Origin of the sequence: Yersinia nurmii, from assembly GCF_001112925.1 — a bacterium.
Taxonomy (GTDB): domain Bacteria; phylum Pseudomonadota; class Gammaproteobacteria; order Enterobacterales; family Enterobacteriaceae; genus Yersinia; species Yersinia nurmii.
In genome coordinates this window covers 63342-83488 of sequence record NZ_CPYD01000005.1, presented here as the reverse complement: position 1 = coordinate 83488, position 20147 = coordinate 63342, and the positions used below count along the sequence as shown (strand labels likewise).

Here is a 20147-nt window from a genome sequence, read left to right as displayed (position 1 = left end):
ATGAGAAAATTAATAATCGGGCGCATACAAGGCTACGCCCGAAGAATGTCAGCCTTGGGGAAAGGCCGACGTCAGAATCAGTTGCGGAATGGATTACCAGAACTACGAGTTGTTGTCGCTGGCTGAGTCACAGGTACAGTTTGAGACGCGGTTTGTGCGTAGCTGCCCGCAGGTTGCTGTTTGCCTTCAGGAGCTACAGCGTCTGGTGCAGTTGGAACCGGCTTATCCAATACTGCGTTCAGCGACATTAAATCGTTCTGATTCAGCGTGCCCAGAGCAGATTTAATGTTTAACTGATTGATCAGATAGTCATAACGGGCATTGGCTAACTGCTGTTTCGCATTGTACAGCGTGGTGGTTGCAGTCAACACATCCAGGATGGTACGCGTTCCCACCTGATAACCGGCTTCAATGGCATCCAATGAACTTTGGGCTGAAATCACAACCTGTTTGTAGGCATTGATGCTGCTGATTGACGCCGAAATGTTATTAAACGAAGAACGAACGTTCTGCACAACGCCACGGTGTGCGCTTTCCAACTGCTCGCTGGCACCAACAAAGTTGTACTGCGCCTGTTTAACCGCCGAGTTGGTGGCTCCGCCGCTGTATAATGGCAGGCTAAGCTGCACACCGATTTTGTTCTGACCAGCGTCATTATTGATTTGCTGCGAACTGGCGCTACCGCTGTAACGGGTATTAGTAATTGAAGAAGAAGCGGTCAGATCAATCGTTGGCATATAGCCCGTTTCGGCCGCTTTAATCTGCTCACGAGCCAAATCCTGATTTAAGCGAGCAGTTAGCAACGCCAAGTTGCGTTTCTCTGCTTCTTTCAACAGGTTATTGACTGCGTCTGGTTTCTCGGTTTTCAAACGTTCAACGTTCAGAGAGGCCAGTTCCGGGTAGTAAACGCCGGTAACCTGACGCAGAATTTCCAGTGCGTTATCCAGATTATTACGCGCCGTAACTTCATCGGCCAGCACGGTATCATAGCTGGCGCGGGCGTTTTGTACGTCGGTGATTGGGTCCAGACCTACGTTAAAACGCTGAGTGGTTTGATCCAACTGACGGTATACCGATTCTTTCTGCGCCTGAACGTAAGACAGAGAGTCAATCGCTCTCAGTACGTTGAAATAGGCGGTAGCGGTGGTCAGGATTAGCGATTGTTCGCTGGTCTGGAACGAAACGTCCTGAATACCGGCAGCTTTTTCCTGTAAGGTCAGCGCGCGCCATTTTGACATATCAAAAATGGTCTGGGTCAGTTGCAGCGATCCTGAGGTGGAATTGCTGTCTATGCCATTGCTATCGCGGAAACCGTTGGTATAGGTATAACCTGCGCCTAAACCGAGCTGTGGTAACAGCGGGCTGCGGGATTGATTGATTTTTTCGAATGCAGCATCACGGTCAGCGGCAGATTTACGTAAGTCGGGGTTGCTGTCCCGCGCTTGTTTATAAACTTGCAGCAGGTTCTCTGCCTGGCTCATGGTACTGAAACCGGCAAGGCTCAGTCCGATAAGAAGGGGGAGCAGTTTCTTCATTTGCATTCCTTGTTGTGCAGCAGTTGTGCGCAAAATGTTGCCATGGTATCTGACGATAGACGAATTGTTGCCGATTCTATCAGAGTCTGCCAATGGGATAAGGTGGCTGATTGTGCCATCTTGCCTTTATTTACCTAAATCTAACACAAACTTAAACCAGTATTCTTCCAACCATTCCCATAAGGCCGTCACGCTTGCTATTTTAAACTCAGACAGCATAGCTAGCCCGCCGCTTATCATTTTTTATCCGCGAAGACTTTTACTTTTTATATCAGTAAAACGAGTGTCATAAAAAATTAGTATATCGGCACAATACTCAGGTAGGAGAAAAGTATATGTCATTGCCCCAAGAGTCACCGGTAACTTTGAATAAGAATGATGTGGAAATTATTGCACGTGAGTCACTTTACAGCGGTTTTTTTTCATTGAATCTGTATCGCTTCCGCCATCGCCTATTCAACGGTGAAATGAGTGGTGAGGTAAAAAGGGAGATTTTTGAGCGCGGTCATGCGGCGGTTTTGCTTCCTTATGATCCGGTTCGGGACGAAGTGGTGTTGGTGGAGCAACTGCGTATCGCAGCTCTTGATTCCAGTGAGTCCCCTTGGCTGCTGGAGATGGTTGCTGGCATGATCGAACCGGGGGAAAGTGTGGAAGACGTCGCCCGTCGCGAAGCGCAGGAAGAGGCGGGTATCATCGTTGGGCGCTGTAAACCGGTATTGAGTTATCTGGCCAGCCCCGGTGGTACCAGCGAGCGTTTATCGATTATGGTCGGTGAAGTGGATGCTACCACCGCCTCCGGTATTCATGGTCTGGAAGAGGAGAATGAAGATATTCGCGTCCACGTGGTTAGCCGCGAGCAGGCCTATCGCTGGGTGGAAGAAGGTGTTATCGATAACGCCGCCTCGGTCATTGCATTACAATGGCTGGCGTTGCACCATCAGTTGCTGAGAAAAGAGTGGGAAAAATAATGTCTAAACGCTATACGCCTGATTTTCCTGAAATGATGCGGGTGTGCGAAACGAATTACGCACAATTGCGTCGTTTAACGCCGCGCACTGACGAAGTGAATGAAAGCATGGCTTATCAGGTCAATAGCACCCGTTATCGGTTAACTATCCTAGAATCGACTCGCTACACTACGGTGGTTGAGATTGTGCAGACTGCGCCAATCGTCAGCCATTGGGGGCTGCCTTCGATGTCGGTACGCCTTTATCATGATGCCAGGGTAGCGGAAGTGTGTGCCAGTCAGCAGATCTCCCGGTTCAAAGCAAGTTATGATTATCCGAATAAAAAGTTGCATCAACGGGACGAAAAGCATCAAATTAACCAGTTTCTTGCTGACTGGTTGCGCTATTGCTTGGCGCATGGAGCTGTGGCGGTTCCGGTTTGTTAGACAGACTTAAAACAAGGATACCAATTGGAAAGCCTGTTTGAACTGCCTATGGCGAGTGGGGCCAGGGTCAGAATATTACAAATAACAGATACCCACCTTTTTGCTGGTGAGGATGAAACCTTGCTGGGTGTCAATACTGGACGCAGCTATCGTGCGGTATTGGATGCAATTATTGCCGAAAAGTACCCCTATGATCTGATCGTTGCGACCGGCGATCTGGCACAGGATCAGTCTATAGCGGCTTATCAGCATTTTGCGCAGGGTATTGCCCGTTTGTCTGCGCCATGCCTTTGGTTGCCGGGAAATCATGATTTCCAGCCTGCAATGGTAGATGTGCTGGCCGAGGCAAATATTGCGCCATCAAAACAGGCGTTTGTGGGCAATAATTGGCAGATTCTCTTATTAGACAGCCAGGTCTTTGGTGTGCCTTACGGTGAGTTAAGCGAACATCAGCTAGAGTGGATGGAACGCTGCTTACAGGCTCATCCAGAACGCTACACTTTGATTTTGCTGCATCACCATCCGATGCCGTCCGGCTGTACTTGGTTGGATCAACACAGTCTGCGCAACGCCCATATGCTGGCCGATGTACTGATTCGCTATCCGCGCGTCACTACGCTGCTGTGTGGACATATTCATCAGGAGTTGGATCTCGATTGGTATGGCAAGCGCCTGCTGGCCAGCCCGTCAACCTGTGTGCAATTCAAACCGCACTGTACTAACTTTACTCTGGATACCGTAGCGCCGGGATGGCGTTACCTCGATTTATTGCCGGACGGTACGCTGGAAACGGAAGTACGCCGCTTGGACAGTGACGAGTTCAACCCCAATATGGATGCGGACGGCTATTAATGAATACTCTTCTTTATCTGCATGGTTTCAACAGCTCTCCGCAGTCAGCGAAAGCCACCGCGTTCAAAAGCTGGTTGCAGGAAAATCATCCGCACATTGAGATGTTGGTACCGCAGTTGCCACCGTATCCGGCAGAGGCGGCGGTAATGCTGGAAGATATCATTATGAGCAAGGCCGGGCAGAATCTGGGCATTGTCGGCTCCTCGCTGGGTGGATATTATGCCACTTGGCTTTCCCAGTGTTTCAGCATTCCGGCGGTGATAGTTAACCCGGCGGTACGTCCTTTTGAGCTGTTGATTGATTATCTGGGGCAAAATCAGAACCCCTACACGGGTCAGCAATATGTGTTAGAGTCTCGTCACGTTTATGACTTGAAAGTCATGCAAATAGATCCGTTGGAATCGCCTGATTTGCTCTGGCTATTGCAACAAACCGGGGACGAAATCCTCGATTATCGACAGGCGGTTGCTTATTACACCTCTTGTCGACAAACGGTAGAATCAGGTGGAAATCATGCCTTTGTAGGCTTTGAACACTATTTCTCACCGATTGTGAATTTTTTAGGGCTAACGACTGCCTGATACAGCGTGACGTTATCGCCGCCAGATACGGTGAGTGTAATCACTCACCCGGCTGTCACCGCTAGCCCTCCAACCCTTAGCCGAACATTAATCAAACCATGACTCAATCCAGCTATAACGCTGATGCCATTGAAGTACTCAGCGGTCTAGAACCAGTACGTCGTCGTCCGGGTATGTATACCGACACTACGCGCCCAAACCACCTCGGCCAAGAGGTGATAGATAACAGTGTTGATGAAGCGCTGGCCGGACACGCCCGCCGTATTGACGTGATTCTGCACGCCGATCAGTCTCTGGAAGTGATTGATGATGGCCGTGGGATGCCCGTGGATATTCATCCGGAAGAAGGCGTACCGGCCATTGAGCTGATTCTCTGTCGTCTGCACGCCGGAGGGAAATTCTCTAATAAGAGCTACCAATTCTCCGGCGGTTTGCACGGCGTGGGGATTTCAGTGGTTAACGCCTTGTCTCGTCGAGTGGAAGTGACGGTTCGCCGTGACGGCCAGATTTACAGCATGGCATTTGAAAACGGCGATAAAGTGCAGGATTTGCAGGTGATTGGTACCTGCGGTAAGCGAAACACCGGCACTAGCGTGCATTTCTGGCCTGATGAATCCTTTTTCGATAGCCCGCGTTTTTCCGTTTCCCGTTTGTCACATTTGCTGAAAGCAAAAGCGGTACTGTGTCCGGGCGTGGAAATCGTTTTTAAAGACATGGTGAATAACACCGAACAACGTTGGTGTTATGCCGATGGTCTGACCGATTATCTGATGGAAGCGGTCAACGGCCTGATTACTTTGCCGGAAGTGCCGTTTGTCGGTTCTTCCGCTGGGGATACCGAAGCTATTGACTGGGCGCTGTTATGGCTACCGGAAGGTGGCGATCTGCTGACAGAAAGTTACGTTAACCTGATTCCTACTATGCAAGGCGGTACCCATGTCAACGGTCTGCGTCAAGGCTTGCTGGACGCCATGCGTGAGTTCTGCGAATACCGCAATATTTTGCCGCGCGGCGTGAAGCTGTCCGCCGACGATATCTGGGAACGCTGTGCCTATGTGCTTTCCGTCAAAATGCAGGATCCGCAGTTTGCCGGTCAGACCAAAGAGCGCCTGTCCTCTCGTCAGTGCGCGGCCTATGTATCTGGCGTGGTGAAAGATGCCTTCAGCCTGTGGCTAAACCAGAACGTTCAGGCAGCGGAGCAACTGGCGGAGCTGGCTATTTCCAGCGCACAGCGCCGGATGCGTGCGGCGAAAAAAGTGGTACGTAAAAAGCTGACCAGCGGCCCGGCTTTACCCGGCAAACTGGCAGACTGTACCTCGCAGGATCTCAGCATGACCGAACTGTTCTTGGTGGAAGGGGATTCCGCAGGCGGATCGGCGAAACAGGCGCGAGATCGCGAATACCAGGCCATCATGCCTCTCAAAGGTAAGATCCTGAATACTTGGGAAGTGTCCTCGGATGAGGTACTGGCTTCACAGGAAGTGCATGATATTTCAGTCGCGATCGGTATCGATCCTGATAGTGAAGATCTGAGCCAACTACGTTACGGCAAGATCTGCATTCTGGCGGATGCGGACTCCGATGGTCTGCATATCGCCACTTTGCTGTGCGCGCTGTTTGTACGCCATTTCAGCTCGCTGGTGCGCGGTGGTCATGTCTACGTGGCCATGCCGCCGTTGTACCGTATCGATTTGGGCAAAGAAGTGTTCTATGCGCTGGATGAAGAAGAAAAAGCCGGCGTATTGGATCAGTTGAAGCGTAAACGCGGTAAACCTAACGTCCAACGCTTTAAAGGATTGGGTGAAATGAACCCGTTACAGCTGCGTGAAACTACGCTCGATCCTAATACTCGCCGTTTGGTGCAACTGACCGTTGACGATACTGATATCGATAAAACGATGGCGGTGATGGATATGCTGCTGGCGAAGAAGCGTTCCGAAGATCGGCGTAATTGGTTACAAGAGAAGGGAGATACCGCCGAAATCGAAGTGTAATTCTTTTTTGCGGATCTCTGCGTTAAACGACGCCCGGCTGCATTCTTGCAGATCCGGGCGTCGTGGTTTCTGGCCGTTAAGCACAGCTTCATTTCTATAGAGTTTTGCGGTTAAATAGCTTAAATCTTTGCCTGGATGTCAATAATGAAAATCACCTTAGAAGAACTTCAAGCTTTTATCTCGGTGGTGGACAGCGGTTCGATCACGGCGGCGGCGGAACAGCGCAATCAAACCACATCGGGTATTAGCCGGGCGCTGAGCCGTCTGGAACAAAAACTGGAAACCACCTTGCTGCGGCGTACCACGCGTCGGTTGGAGTTAACCGAGGAAGGAGAGCTGTTTCTGGCTCACGCTCGGCAGATTATTGGCGCGGTGGATGATGCCGAAGAACAAATCGCACTGCGACGGCTGAAACCAGCCGGGAGGCTGCGAGTCAATGCCGCGGTGCCTTTTATGCAGCATGTGATCGTGCCGATGATTGGCGGTTTTCGCGAGTTATATCCGCAGATCGATCTGGAGTTGAATACCGACGATCTGAATATTGATCTGTTGGAGCAGCGAACGGATATTGCCATACGTATTGGCGCTCTACGCGACTCGACGATTCATGCCCGCTTATTGGGTTCCAGTCGTCTGCGGATTCTGGCTAGCCCGGAATATATTCAGCGCCACGGCGCGCCAGAAACGATAGAAGCGCTAGCTGAACACAGTTTATTAGGATTTACTCAACCGGAATTTCTGAATCAGTGGGCGTTGCCTTATTTGCCCGGCGGTCGCTCATCGATAACGCCTAGCCTGGCGGCATCCAGCGGAGAAACTTTGCGCCATTTGGCGCTGAATGGGCAAGGAATCGTCGAGTTGTCCGACTTTATGACGCAGAAAGATCAGTTGGAAGGACGTTTGGTACAGGTGCTAGCGGAGCAAACGCTGGAAGCCTGGCAACCGATCAATGCGGTTTATTATCGCAATACGCAGCTGGCCGCGAGGATCACCTGTTTTCTGGATTATGTGAGTGAGCAGATTCGCTTGCAGGGTAGCCATTGGCTCAAAGCGGAAAAATAGTCGTAGATTGGGAAAATCCGGCTACCCGATGAGGGCGGATAACCGGTAGACACATTACACTTTTTAGCTTTCATTCTGCGGGGATGTTGATCGCTTTTACTGACTTCAGTCACGGAGTGGGATGCGTGCTTAAAGGTCAGTTTGTTTGTCATATTGCCCCAATCTGCAATCTGCAATCTGCAATCTATCAATATGTCATTGATTGGGTGTTACTGACTTCAAGCGACAGACATAAAAGTTATCGATATAAATTCATCAGGCTTTGGCTGGCAGGGCGTGATCAATAATATTGATGACTACGTTCAACACATCGTCCTTCACTCGTTCCTGATGCTGCTTCATATGCGGCATGGCGAGATGTTGTTCCAAATGTTGCACGCTGGCCCACTGTTCCCACATAAAAATGGAATGAGGTGCTTTGTGTTGCCAAGCTAGCTGAGTTGGCACATCAACCAGGGGCACATAGGCGCTGCAGCCTTTCTCTGCCAATACGTCCGGCAGCAGTTGGGCAAAGGAATCCAGTACCGCCTGACGGCGGCCCGGTTTAACCTGAATTTCTGCAAAAACGCTAATCATAACCACTCCAAATCGGGCTGGGCTTTAGGCGAACAGCGTTGATAAATGCTGGCGATAACGCGCAATATCACCTTCGATGTCCGGCTGTTTAATCACGTCGTTGCACATAAAAGTTGGCAGAGGTTCCATGCCAAGAAATTGATTCGCTTTATGAACGGGCAGATAAACGCCGTCCACACCAACGCCCTGGAAGAACTGATTTGGATCGGTAAAGGCTTCTGCCGGCGCATTCCAGGTCACGGAAAGCATGTATGTTTTACCTTGAATCAGGCCACCAGAACCGTATTTTTTGCTGTTTTCCGAACGGCTACGACCATCGCTTTGATACAAACGGCCATGACCTTCGGTAAAGATTTCGTCGATATACTTTTTCAAAATCCAAGGTGGCCCCATCCACCAACCCGGCATCTGATAGATAACCGTATCGGCCCAGAGGAAATTCTGAATTTCAGTTTCAATATTATAGCCTTGATCAACAACCGTGACCTTTACCTGATGACCGATTTCTTGCAAACACTCGGTCGCAACCTTGGTCAGCGTATCGTTCAATGCCCCTTTTGAGTGGGCAAATTCTTTCTTTGCATTAATAATCAGTATGTTACTCATGGAATACTCCGGGTGGCGTGAAGACAACCAGTGAAAACAACATGCTGTACACAGCGTGACTATTATTTCTGGCCTATCTCGAATTCAGAGTATGCTAATGATTGCATTAGCATAGAAAAATAGGCTGTTAAGCAGAACAGTTTTGACTCAAAAGCAACAAAGTGGGGATATTCATCCTAACTGTCGCTTTTAGCGACAAAAGCGCCAGATGGCAAAATTCGTGGCTTGCGGCGAAAACGGACAGGTTTGCCCGCGTAGATTGCTTTGGATTTGTGACAGTTACCCCGCAGATGAGTTACTATCGCGAGCAGAAATCTATAATGAACTTCTGGTGATGATTGGCTGTAAGCCACGATCTTCTAGCCCGAGTCTGAGGATAATTAAGTAATGAGTGATTTGACTCATGACGGTGCAGAGCGCTTACCGCTGCACACATTTACTGAAAACGCCTATTTGAACTATTCCATGTACGTCATCATGGATCGGGCGTTGCCGTTTATCGGCGATGGTTTAAAGCCGGTACAACGCCGCATTGTCTATGCCATGTCCGAACTGGGTCTGAGCAACAGTGCCAAATTTAAGAAATCAGCGCGTACCGTGGGTGACGTGCTGGGTAAATACCATCCTCACGGCGATAGCGCCTGTTATGAAGCTATGGTATTGATGGCGCAGCCGTTCTCTTACCGTTACCCGCTGGTGGACGGGCAGGGTAACTGGGGGGCGCCGGACGATCCTAAATCGTTCGCAGCGATGCGTTATACCGAATCTCGTTTATCCAAATATGCCGAAGTGCTGCTGGGTGAATTGGGGCAGGGAACGGTGGATTGGGTGCCAAACTTTGACGGCACCATGCAGGAGCCGAAAATGCTGCCTGCGCGCCTGCCAAACATACTGCTGAACGGTACTACCGGCATTGCCGTAGGTATGGCGACGGATATTCCTCCGCATAACGTGCGGGAGATTGCTCAGGCGGTCGTGGCGTTGATTGATAAGCCGCAGACCTCGCTGGAAGAATTGCTAGAGTTCGTACAAGGCCCTGATTTCCCAACCGAAGCGGAAATCATTACGCCAAGAGACGAAATTCGTAAGATTTATCAGAATGGTCGTGGCTCTGTGCGGATGCGCGCGGTATGGAAAAAAGAAGACGGCAGCGCGGTGATTACGGCGTTGCCTCATCAGGTTTCCGGTGCCAAGGTTCTGGAACAAATCGCCAGCCAGATGCGAGCGAAAAAGCTGCCGATGGTAGAGGATTTGCGCGATGAATCGGATCATGAAAATCCGACTCGGCTAGTGATCGTGCCGCGGACCAACCGCGTCGATCTCGAACAGGTGATGAACCACCTATTCGCGACAACCGATCTGGAACGCAGCTACCGCATCAATATGAATATGATCGGTCTGGATCATCGTCCTTCGGTGAAAGGCTTGCTAGATATTCTGACCGAATGGTTGGAGTTCCGCCGCAATACCGTGCGTAAGCGTTTGAACTATCGTCTTGATAAGGTATTGAAGCGTCTGCATATTTTAGAGGGTTTATTAGTCGCCTTCCTGAATATCGACGAAGTGATTCATATTATTCGTACCGAAGATGAGCCTAAGCCATTGCTCATGCAGCATTTCGGGATTTCCGAAACGCAGGCCGAAGCTATTCTGGAACTGAAACTTCGTCATCTGGCCAAGCTGGAAGAGGTGAAGATTCGTGGCGAGCAGGATGAACTGGCGAAAGAGCGCGATCAATTGCAGGCGCTACTGGCTTCTGAACGCAAGCTGAATACGCTGATCAAAAAAGAAATTCAGGCAGATGCGGTCGCTTATGGTGATGATCGTCGTTCGCCGCTGACCGAACGTAGTGAAGCCAAGGCGATGAGCGAGCACGATATTGTGCCTTCTGAGCCGGTAACTATTGTCCTGTCTGAGATGGGCTGGGTGCGAAGCGCCAAAGGCCACGATATTGATCCAAGCGGTTTAAGTTATAAAGCGGGAGATAGCTTCCGCTCCGCTGCTCGCGGCAAGAGTAATCAGCCGGTGGTGTTTATTGACTCCACCGGGCGCAGCTATGCGCTAGATCCGCTGACGCTACCGTCTGCGCGTGGGCAAGGTGAACCGCTAACCGGTAAGCTAACGCCGCCTCCGGGAGCGACCATTGAGCAGGTGTTGATGGCTCCGGACGATCAAAAACTGTTGATGGCTTCTAATGCTGGTTACGGTTTTGTCTGTACTTTCAACGATCTGGTGGCTAAGAACCGTGCGGGTAAAGCCATGATTACGCTACCGGAAAACGCGAAAGCGTTGCCACCGCTGGAAATTCATGGCCCAGATGATATGTTGCTTTCCATCACCATGGCTGGACGTATGCTGATGTTCCCAGTGGCCGATTTGCCGGAATTGTCGAAAGGGAAAGGGAATAAGATCGTCTCTATTCCGGCGGCGCAGGCGGCGGCAGGGGAAGACGGGCTGGCTTGGCTGTTTGTCTTGCCTCCGCAGACCTCAGTGACGCTGTACTTCGGCAAACGCAAGCTGACGCTGCGTCCGGAAGATTTACAGAAATTCCGCGCGGAACGTGGACGCAAAGGCTCGCCGTTGCCTCGAGGGTTGCAGAAGATAGACCGGGTTGAAGTGGACGCGCCAGCGCGGCCTGAACAGCCTGAAAATAACGCGTAACTATTGTCCCTGAGCGGATTGCCAGTCATATTCAGGCTGGCAATCCGCATCGGCATTGATTTAATCCGTTTACCCGCTTTGATCGATCAGCCATGGCCGTTGGCCTTTTCCCCAGATTATTTGAACCTTCTGTAATGGCAATTTATTATGGCGGTGAATCTACGCGGTGTTTTTTTATCGCAGCCGCTATACTAGCGTCGATTAGGTTTTCAAGAGGTTGTTATGTTATTAATTTTGCGCTCAGTACTGGCGGTTTTGTATTGCTTATTGGTGTGTGTGTTCGGTTCGATTTACTGTCTTTTCAGTCCACGAAATCCCCGCCACGTTGCGACCTTCGGACACCTGTTTGGCCGAATGTCCCGATTATTCGGTATCACCGTTGAACAGCGTATTCCAGCGGAAGCCGCAGAGTATGGCAACTGTATCTATATCGCTAACCACCAGAATAATTACGATATGGTTACCATGTCGAATGTGGTTCAGCCTGGTACGGTAACCGTTGGTAAAAAAAGCCTGCTGTGGATTCCATTGTTTGGGCCACTGTATTGGCTGACCGGTAACCTGCTGATTGACCGAGATAATCGCGCTAAAGCCCACGGAACTATTGCGCAAGTGGTTGAGCAGGTTAAGAAACGTAATATTTCTATCTGGATGTTCCCAGAAGGAACCCGCAGCCGCGGTCGTGGCCTGCTACCGTTTAAAACCGGCGCTTTCCATGCTGCTATCGCCGCTGGCGTACCTATCGTGCCGATTTGTGTTTCCAATACCAATGGTAATATTAATTTGAACCGTTGGAATAATGGATTAGTGATAGTAGAAATGCTGCCACCTATTGATACCAGCGGCTACAGTAAAGAGCGAGTGCGCGAACTTGCCGAGCATTGCCGTAATCTGATGGCGACCAAAATTGAGCAGCTTGATGCCGAAGTTGCTCAGCACGCAGCAGAAAAAAAATAACGCGACTCCAGTATGTTACTGGATACGCTAGAATAAAAATGCCTTTATTTTAAACGACTTTGATCGTTAGTGTTTTGCCCGCTGATACCCGTGCGGCGTTGGCGGGCAAAACTTTTGCATACGGTTTGTTAGTGCTTTTCACGGAGAAGATATGTCACTTAGTCGTCGCCAGTTCATTCAGGCTTCGGGCTTAGCGCTGTGCGCAGGTTCACTGCCATTGAGGGCACAGGCTAGCGGTACGCAGCAACCTCCCTTACCGGTTCCCCCATTGCTGGAATCCCGCCGTGGTCAACCGCTGTTTTTAACGTTACAGCGCGCTCACTGGGCATTCATGTCTGGCCGTAAAAAGGCGGAAGTGTGGGGCATCAATGGCTCCTATCTGGGGCCAACGGTCAGAGTGTACAGCGGCGATGATGTAAAGTTGATTTACAGTAACCGATTGTCTGAACCGGTTTCTATGACTATCAGCGGTTTACAGGTTCCCGGTACTTTAATGGGCGGAGCATCGCGCATGATGTCCCCGGGCGTAGATTGGTCTCCGGTGCTGCCTATCCGTCAAAGCGCTGCCACCTGCTGGTATCACGCGAATACGCCTAATCGTATGGCTCCCCATGTCTATAACGGGCTGGCGGGAATGTGGCTGGTGGAGGATGAGGTGAGCAAAGCGCTGCCGCTGCCCAGCCACTACGGCGTTGATGATTTCCCGATTATTATTCAGGACAAACGACTCGACAGCTTTGGCGTACCGGAATATAACCCGCCGGCCAAGGGCGGCTTTATCGGTGATACTTTGCTGGTTAACGGGGTGCAAAGTCCGTTTGTCGAAGTTTCTCGTGGATGGGTACGTTTACGTTTGCTAAACGCCTCGAACTCCCGCCGCTATACTCTGCAAATCAGCGATGGCCGACCTTTCCACGTTGTGGCTAGCGATCAGGGCTTTCTGCCCGCGCCCGTTGCTGTACAACAGTTATCGCTGGCACCGGGTGAGCGACGTGAGGTGTTGATTGATATGTCGCAGGGCAGCGAGGTTTCCATCACTGCCGGTGAATCCGCGGGTATTATGGATCGTCTGCGCGGGCTGTTTGAACCCTCCAGTATCTTGATCTCCACGCTGGTTTTGACCTTGAAGCCGACGGGTTTACTGCCGCTGGTAACGGATAATTTGCCAATGCGACTATTGGCCGACCAAATTCTTGACGGCAGCGTTGTACGCTCTCGTGAATTTCGTTTGGGCGATAACCTACCGGGCATTAACGGCGCGATTTGGGATATGAATCGGGTTGATGCCCAGGCGCAGCAGGGAACGTGGGAACGGTGGACGCTGCACGCCGATATGCCACAGGCTTTCCATATTCAGGGTGTATCTTTCCTGGTGAAAAATGTGAACGGCGCTCCGGCAATGGCGGAAGACCGTGGTTGGAAAGATACGGTTTGGGTCGATGGCGATGTAGAGTTGCTGGTGTATTTCAATCAGGTTTCTTCTGAGCATTTCCCATTCTTGTTCTACAGCCAGACGCTGGAAATGGCCGATCGCGGCTCTACCGGTCAACTGGTGACACAACCTGCTTTGATTTAATCCACTCTTCAAGACCGGGCGGTTTATCGCCGCCTGGTCTGCCTCATTGCCTGCAACTATTTGTTTGTCTATTCGATCTTCTCTTGGGCGACCTCCACCGGTTGGTGAGGGATCAAAGAAATCGCCGATAACCTTCCTCTTTACATGGATAAATGCGTATAATCGCCGCCCTGTGATGATTTCCTGACCCGTATCCTCCTCTCCATCTCCTGATTAAAGAGTATTGCCATGAGTACCAGCCTGATTCAGCCAGAACGCGATCTGTTTTCCTACACGCCTTATTGGGCCGAGTGCTATGGTACTGCGCCTTTTTTACCCATGTCACGGGAGGAGATGGACGTGCTGGGCTGGGACAGCTGCGACATTATCGTGGTGACCGGCGATGCCTATGTTGATCACCCGAGCTTTGGTATGGCGATTGTGGGCAGAATGCTCGAAGCGCAGGGGTTTCGCGTGGGAATTATTGCTCAACCAGACTGGACCAATAAAGAAGACTTTATGCGGTTGGGTGAGCCGAATCTGTTTTTTGGCGTCACGGCGGGCAATATGGATTCGATGATCAACCGGTATACCGCCGATCGTAAATTGCGTCACGATGATGCCTATACGCCGAATAATGAAAGTGGTAAACGGCCGGATCGCGCCACTTTGGTTTACAGCCAGCGCTGTAAGGAAGCCTATAAGCACGTGCCAGTGATATTAGGTGGTATTGAGGCCAGTTTGCGCCGAATTGCCCATTATGATTACTGGTCAGATACGGTGCGGCGTTCGGTGATTATTGACGCTAAAGCAGACATGTTAGTGTACGGCAACGGCGAACGGCCATTGGTTGAAGTGGCGCACCGGCTGGCGGCTGGTGAGAAAATTGCTGATATTCAGGATGTGCGTAATACCGTCGTGATCCGTAAAACGCCCTTGCCTGGCTGGAGCGGCGTAGATTCTAGCCGTTTGGATAAACCGGGGCGTATTGAGCCGATTCCGAATCCTTACGGTGATGACTTAGCCTGCGCGCCGGAGGGTAAAGCCGATGCCGAGGAAGCTAAACCGGTGACGGTGCGAGCCGCCAAGCCTAAACCGTGGGAAAAAACCTATGTTTTGCTGCCTTCTTATGAAAAAGTTAAGGCAGACAAAGTGTTATATGCACATACCTCGCGGATTCTGCACCATGAAACCAACCCTGGCTGCGCACGAGCGCTGATGCAAAAACACGGGGATCGCTATATCTGGATTAATCCGCCAGCGATTCCGTTGAGCACCGAGGAAATGGACAGCGTATTTGCTTTACCTTATCAACGGGTTCCTCATCCGTCTTACGGTGACGCAAAAATACCGGCTTATGACATGATTCGCTTTTCGATCAATATCATGCGTGGCTGCTACGGCGGATGTTCATTCTGTTCGATTACCGAACACGAAGGCCGTATTATTCAAAGTCGTTCGGAAGATTCTATTATTCGCGAGATCGAAGAAATTCGCGATAAAGTCCCTGGATTTACCGGAGTTATCTCCGATCTTGGCGGCCCAACGGCCAATATGTATATGCTACGCTGCCAGTCTCCGCGTGCGGAACAAACTTGTCGTCGCTCTTCCTGTGTATATCCTGAGATTTGTACCCATATGGATACCAATCATCAGCCCACGATTTCGCTGTACCGTCGAGCGCGCGATCTCAGAGGGGTGAAGAAGATCCTGATTGCTTCCGGAGTGCGTTACGATTTGGCGGTAGAAGATCCGCGTTATATCAAAGAGCTAGCTTCTCATCATGTGGGAGGGTATCTGAAGATCGCGCCAGAGCATACGGAAGAAGGGCCGCTGTCGAAAATGCTGAAACCGGGCATGGGCAGCTACCAGCGTTTTAAAGAACTGTTTGATACCTATTCTAAACAGGCGGGTAAAGAGCAGTATTTGATCCCTTACTTTATCTCGGCTCACCCAGGCACTCGGGATGAGGATATGGTTAATCTGGCGCTATGGCTGAAGAAAAACCGATTCCGTCTGGATCAGGTACAGAACTTCTATCCGTCGCCATTGGCCAACTCGACCACCATGTATTACAGCGGTAAAAACCCGTTGTCTAAGGTTGATTACAAAAGTGAAGACGTGGTGGTGCCAAAAGGCGATCGCCAGCGTCGTTTGCATAAGGCGCTGCTGCGTTACCACGATCCTGCCAACTGGCCGCTGATTCGCACCGCTTTGGAAGATATGGGCATGGCACATTTAATCGGTGGGCGCCGAGAGTGTCTGGTGCCTGCGCCGACGATAGAAGAGCAGCGGGAAGCACGGCGAGCTTTGCGTCACCATACGCCAGCGCTGACTAAACACACTGCTATCGCACGCCAGCGTCAGCCGGGTGGTTCACCTAACGTTGCGTCGGGTAATGCCCACTCAGGCAAAGCAATATCGGGCGAAGTTACGTCTCGCAAAGCGACGTCAGATAAAATGACATCGGGTCAAGGGTCATCAGGTAAAGCGTCATCAGGTTCAGGTAAAACCGCGGCAGCAAATATCCAGGGCAAATCGTCTTTAACAGGCTCTCGTCCCGTGGGGAGATCGACAAACGCGGGCCGGGTTAAGCAGAAAGCTCATTAACCTACTCCAGAACCTTTTCATGCGATGCATCAATCCGCGCCATCCTTGGCGGATTGATGGGTGATATCTTTGACTCGACGACTTTAAAGCTAAATTAAAAAGCCGATTCAAGATGCCAGTTTACCGTTCGGCTATTGACCCAAATCGCGTAATTTTTGTTATGGTGTTCGGCTGCCACCATTTAAAAACTATCAGGGTCTGGCCCCAGACGATTGCCAATGTCCAATTTGGCGATCTCGCTGAGTTCATCTTTTTCCAGTTTGAAATCAAAAACTTCAAAGTTTTCTCTGATACGAGACGGCGTGATGGATTTAGGAATGACGATTAAGCCACTATCCAGATGCCAGCGAATGACAATTTGCGCCGGAGTTTTGTCGTATTTCTCTGCCAGTCGATGAATCAGCGGTTGTTCAAATACGCCTTCCCCACCTTGGGCCAGCGGGCTCCAGGACTCGGTGGCAATGTGATGAGTGGCATTCCAAGCGTGAAGCTGTCTCTGTTGCAGCAAAGGATGTAGCTCAATCTGGTTAATCACCGGAGCGACGCCGGTTTCATCCAGCAGCCGTTGCAGATGCGGAATATGGAAGTTACATACGCCAATACTGCGAGTCAGCCCTTGTTCTCTGAGTTTAATCAGTTCCCGCCACGCTGCGACAAAGCGATTTTGTTTTGGATCGGGCCAGTGAATTAAATACAGATCCACATAATCCAACTGGAGTTTTTCCAAGCTGGTTTCTAGCGCCTGTTGCGGATTAGCCTGATCTTCATTCCAGAGTTTAGTGGTGATAAACAGCTTTTCTCGAGGAATAGCTGCGGATTTTAGCGCTAAACCTACCCCTTCTTCATTTTTGTAAATTGCCGCTGTATCAACTGAACGATAACCAATTTCCAACGCTTTGGTGACCGCAGTTTGAACCTCCTCGTGGCTGGCTTTCCATACGCCTAGCCCAAGCTGCGGCATTATGCTGCCATCATGCAGTTTAATAATCGGTTGATTTGTCATGAATTTCTCCTCAAAGTTGCGGGCAGTCTTGCCGAAGCAGCCAGCCGTACACTCAGTAATCTATCTCTATTTATTGTAGTCGAAATTATTTATTGATTATCAGGCTAATCATTTTATGCATTAAGCGTGCATATCCAACACGACGCGATAACGCGCTTTTCCCGCATGTAAGTGCTTAATGGCGTCGTTTATCTTGCTCAGGGGGAAATGTTCAACCTGAGGTTTAATATCGTGACGGGCACAGAACGCCAGCATCTCTGCCAAGCGAGCCGGTGCGCCGGTCGGTGATGCCGACAGCTCAGCCTGTTTACCGATAAAAGCAAAAATATGCACTGGAACCGGCTCCGGGATCGCACCGACAAAATGCAACCGACCTTTAGGTGCCAGCGTACTGACATAGGCATCCCAATCCAAGGAGGCATTTGCAGTCACTAAGATAAAATCGAGCTGGTTCGCAATTTCTGCCAGCGCCTTGCTGTCGTTACTGGCAACCACGCGATGAGCGCCGAGAGAAAGCGCTTCGTCACGTTTGGCATTAGACGAGGTAAAAGCGGTAACTTCGCAGCCCCAGGCTTTCATAAAACGAATCGCCATATGGCCTAGCCCGCCGATACCGACGACGCCCACTCGCTGTGTGGGGCGAACATCGTATTGCAGTAGAGGATTGAAGACGGTGATTCCACCGCAAAATAGTGGCCCCGCGCTGGCTATATCCACACCGTCCGGCAACGGAATTGCCCATGCCCAATGACTGCGAATCCGGTCGGCAAAACCGCCGTGGCGGCCAATAATAGTGGGCTGAACTTCATGGCACAAATGCTGATCGCCGGAAACGCAAGGGTGGCAATGCATGCAACTGCCGCGATTCCAGCCAACGCCCACCACCTGGCCGATTTTTAATCCTTTGTTTTTGGCATGTTCGCCAATACGAGTGATTTTTCCCACCACTTCATGGCCGGGGACAAAGGGGTAGGCGGTGATGCCCCAATCATTGTTGATCATGGATAAATCTGAGTGGCAAACCCCGCAATAATCAATGCTGACCTCAATATCATCATCAGCCAGTGGCCCGGCATCAAATGCGAAGGATTCTAGTGGCTGACCCGCAGCAGGAGCGGCCCAGGCGTGGATGTGATTATCAGATTCAGCAGAGGGGGTAACCGGTTGGTTCGACATATGACTCTCCCATGGATAAACGAGATGCAATAGGGCGAAAGGTGTTGCAGTACCAGAAAGGGGGCTGTTGCTATCCCTTGGGCAGGAACTACAGCTGAATGAAAACCGCTGATATGGCATTTAAGCCTAGCAGTAAGTCTTGATGTTGGATGAAAAAACGAGGCTATTGCCGTCGTCCATTTGAAAGGGAAAGGGCAAGGATGTCTCCTTACCCTTTGTTGTACCGATAGTTATTGAATCAGATTGCAGCTTCGTAGATACGTTGGCTATCTGCCAGCGTAATATCGCCGTGTTCTCCGAGGCTGCGGTAGCCATGTTCGTCCAACTTTTTGATTAGGCTTGGAATAGTACTGCCATCCAGACCGTAGCCGGACAAACGGGTTGGTACACCCATTGTTTCGAAGAAATTACGGGTTGCGGCAATCGCGCCATCAATACGCTGCTCTTCGGTCCCTTCATGCAAATTCCAAACGCGTTCGGCATATTGCAGCAATTTGGCGCGTTTCTGCTCTTTTTTCGCTTCAAGTAGAGATGGCAACACCACTGCCAGCGTCTGTGCGTGGTCTAACCCATGTAGAGCAGTCAGCTCGTGACCCAGCATATGAGTCGCCCAATCCTGCGGTACACCGGCACCGATCAGGCCGTTCAGCGCCATTGTGGCACTCCACATGATATTAGCGCGAACGTCGTAATCTTTAGGATTTTCCAGCGCTTTCGGGCCTTCTTCAATTAGGGTTAGCAGTAAACCTTCGGCAAAACGGTCTTGTACCTTGGCATTTACCGGATAAGTCAGATATTGCTCAATGGTGTGTACGAAAGCATCTACCACGCCGTTAGCGACCTGACGCTTAGGCAACGTATAGGTGACTACTGGGTCCAGAATGGCAAACAGCGGCTGAACGTGCGGTGAGAAGAAATGACGTTTATCACCGGTGCTACGGCGGCTGACTACCGCGCCATTATTGGCTTCAGAGCCTGTAGCTGGCAGAGTCAGCACGGAACCCATAGGAATAGCTTCGGTGATGTTGCTACCGGTAGTTTCCAGAATTTGCCACGGATCTTCAGGGTAAGCCACGGCCGCTGCGATGAATTTGGTGCCGTCTAAAACGGAACCGCCGCCGACCGCCAGCAGGAAGTTGAAATCACCGGCGCGGATCAGTTCAACGGCTTTCATCAGGGTTTCATAAGTTGGGTTAGGTTCGATACCACCAAATTCTTCGAATTGATGGTTTTTCAATGCTTGATAGACTTGATCCATCACGCCGGTACTTTTCACGCTACCGCCGCCGTAGGTAATCAAAACGCGGGCGCCGGCAGGAATTTGGTTCGCTAATTCAGCAATCTGGCCTTTACCGAACAGTACTTTAGTTGGGGTATGAAGAGTAAAGTTTTGCATGATTTTATAATCCAACCTGTAGTTGATTAATAGGCTAATAGTCAATATTAACCTTGAATGGCTAGTAAATTAGCCAGTGGGCTTCCCACCCTTAGGCAGCGTCCTTGCGACGGAAAAAACCTATTGGGCAAATTTCTCTGAGGGCTATTGTGGGTAACTTAGCCATATAGCTCAATGCACATTTCTGCCG

At 50.5% G+C, this 20147-nt stretch carries 16 protein-coding genes; 10 read left to right on the top strand and 6 right to left on the bottom strand.

All coding sequences use genetic code 11. From position 1 onward, the window contains the following. Window positions 1-77: 77 nt before the first annotated feature. Window positions 78-1535 carry an outer membrane channel protein TolC gene (gene tolC, locus AD970_RS07990; protein ID WP_049597784.1) on the bottom strand — a complete coding sequence of 486 codons (1458 nt, stop codon included), beginning with the start codon at window positions 1533-1535 and terminating at the stop codon, window positions 78-80. 335 nt (window positions 1536-1870) lie between these two features. On the opposite strand from tolC, the gene nudF reads away from it, so the two are divergent. The 6 genes from nudF to AD970_RS07960 all read left to right on the top strand — a co-directional run bounded on the left by nudF (window position 1871) and on the right by AD970_RS07960 (window position 7417). Further along, window positions 1871-2503: an ADP-ribose diphosphatase gene (nudF, locus tag AD970_RS07985; protein ID WP_049597783.1), complete on the top strand. Its 633-nt coding sequence runs from the start codon at window positions 1871-1873 to the stop codon at window positions 2501-2503. Next, window positions 2503-2928, top strand: a complete 426-nt coding sequence (locus AD970_RS07980; RefSeq protein ID WP_049597782.1) for a DUF1249 family protein — start codon at window positions 2503-2505, stop codon at window positions 2926-2928. Before nudF ends, AD970_RS07980 begins: the two co-directional genes overlap by 1 nt. A gap of 24 nt (window positions 2929-2952) precedes the next feature. After that, window positions 2953-3780: a 3',5'-cyclic-AMP phosphodiesterase gene (cpdA, locus tag AD970_RS07975; RefSeq protein WP_049597781.1), complete on the top strand. Its 828-nt coding sequence runs from the start codon at window positions 2953-2955 to the stop codon at window positions 3778-3780. After that, window positions 3780-4361, top strand: a complete 582-nt coding sequence (gene yqiA / locus AD970_RS07970) for an esterase YqiA (protein ID WP_049597780.1) — start codon at window positions 3780-3782, stop codon at window positions 4359-4361. Before cpdA ends, yqiA begins: the two co-directional genes overlap by 1 nt. Window positions 4362-4459: 98 nt before the next feature. After that, window positions 4460-6355, top strand: a complete 1896-nt coding sequence (parE, locus tag AD970_RS07965; protein ID WP_049597779.1) for a DNA topoisomerase IV subunit B — start codon at window positions 4460-4462, stop codon at window positions 6353-6355. A 144-nt stretch (window positions 6356-6499) separates the two neighbouring features. Beyond that, window positions 6500-7417 (top strand): LysR substrate-binding domain-containing protein, encoded by a 918-nt coding sequence (locus AD970_RS07960; RefSeq protein ID WP_049597778.1) that lies wholly within the window; start codon window positions 6500-6502, stop codon window positions 7415-7417. Between the two features lie 255 nt (window positions 7418-7672). Here AD970_RS07960 and AD970_RS07955 read toward each other — a convergent pair whose 3' ends face one another. Together AD970_RS07955 and AD970_RS07950 are read right to left on the bottom strand one after the other, a co-directional pair. After that, complete coding sequence (locus tag AD970_RS07955; RefSeq protein WP_049597777.1) at window positions 7673-7993, bottom strand: putative quinol monooxygenase; 321 nt, start codon at window positions 7991-7993, stop codon at window positions 7673-7675. Window positions 7994-8017: 24 nt separating this feature from the next. Continuing rightward, window positions 8018-8599 carry an NAD(P)H-dependent oxidoreductase gene (locus tag AD970_RS07950; RefSeq protein ID WP_049597776.1) on the bottom strand — a complete coding sequence of 194 codons (582 nt, stop codon included), beginning with the start codon at window positions 8597-8599 and terminating at the stop codon, window positions 8018-8020. A gap of 387 nt (window positions 8600-8986) precedes the next feature. Between AD970_RS07950 and parC the strand changes: the two genes are divergently transcribed. The 4 genes from parC to AD970_RS07930 all read left to right on the top strand — a co-directional run bounded on the left by parC (window position 8987) and on the right by AD970_RS07930 (window position 16382). After that, entirely contained in the window at window positions 8987-11260 is a 2274-nt protein-coding gene (parC, locus tag AD970_RS07945) for a DNA topoisomerase IV subunit A (RefSeq protein WP_049597775.1), read from the top strand. 222 nt (window positions 11261-11482) lie between these two features. Beyond that, window positions 11483-12217 carry a 1-acylglycerol-3-phosphate O-acyltransferase gene (locus tag AD970_RS07940; protein WP_049597774.1) on the top strand — a complete coding sequence of 245 codons (735 nt, stop codon included), beginning with the start codon at window positions 11483-11485 and terminating at the stop codon, window positions 12215-12217. Between the two features lie 151 nt (window positions 12218-12368). Beyond that, window positions 12369-13793: a cell division protein FtsP gene (ftsP, locus tag AD970_RS07935; RefSeq protein WP_049597773.1), complete on the top strand. Its 1425-nt coding sequence runs from the start codon at window positions 12369-12371 to the stop codon at window positions 13791-13793. Between the two features lie 228 nt (window positions 13794-14021). Next, window positions 14022-16382: a YgiQ family radical SAM protein gene (locus AD970_RS07930; RefSeq protein WP_049597772.1), complete on the top strand. Its 2361-nt coding sequence runs from the start codon at window positions 14022-14024 to the stop codon at window positions 16380-16382. 181 nt (window positions 16383-16563) lie between these two features. Here AD970_RS07930 and dkgA read toward each other — a convergent pair whose 3' ends face one another. The 3 genes from dkgA to yqhD form a co-directional block, all read right to left on the bottom strand. Beyond that, complete coding sequence (gene dkgA, locus AD970_RS07925; RefSeq protein ID WP_049597771.1) at window positions 16564-17385, bottom strand: 2,5-didehydrogluconate reductase DkgA; 822 nt, start codon at window positions 17383-17385, stop codon at window positions 16564-16566. Window positions 17386-17505: 120 nt separating this feature from the next. Beyond that, entirely contained in the window at window positions 17506-18561 is a 1056-nt protein-coding gene (gene ahr / locus AD970_RS07920; protein WP_049597770.1) for an NADPH-dependent aldehyde reductase Ahr, read from the bottom strand. 238 nt (window positions 18562-18799) lie between these two features. Then, window positions 18800-19957 carry an alcohol dehydrogenase gene (gene yqhD / locus AD970_RS07915; protein WP_049597769.1) on the bottom strand — a complete coding sequence of 386 codons (1158 nt, stop codon included), beginning with the start codon at window positions 19955-19957 and terminating at the stop codon, window positions 18800-18802. Between the last annotated feature and the right edge of the window lie 190 nt (window positions 19958-20147).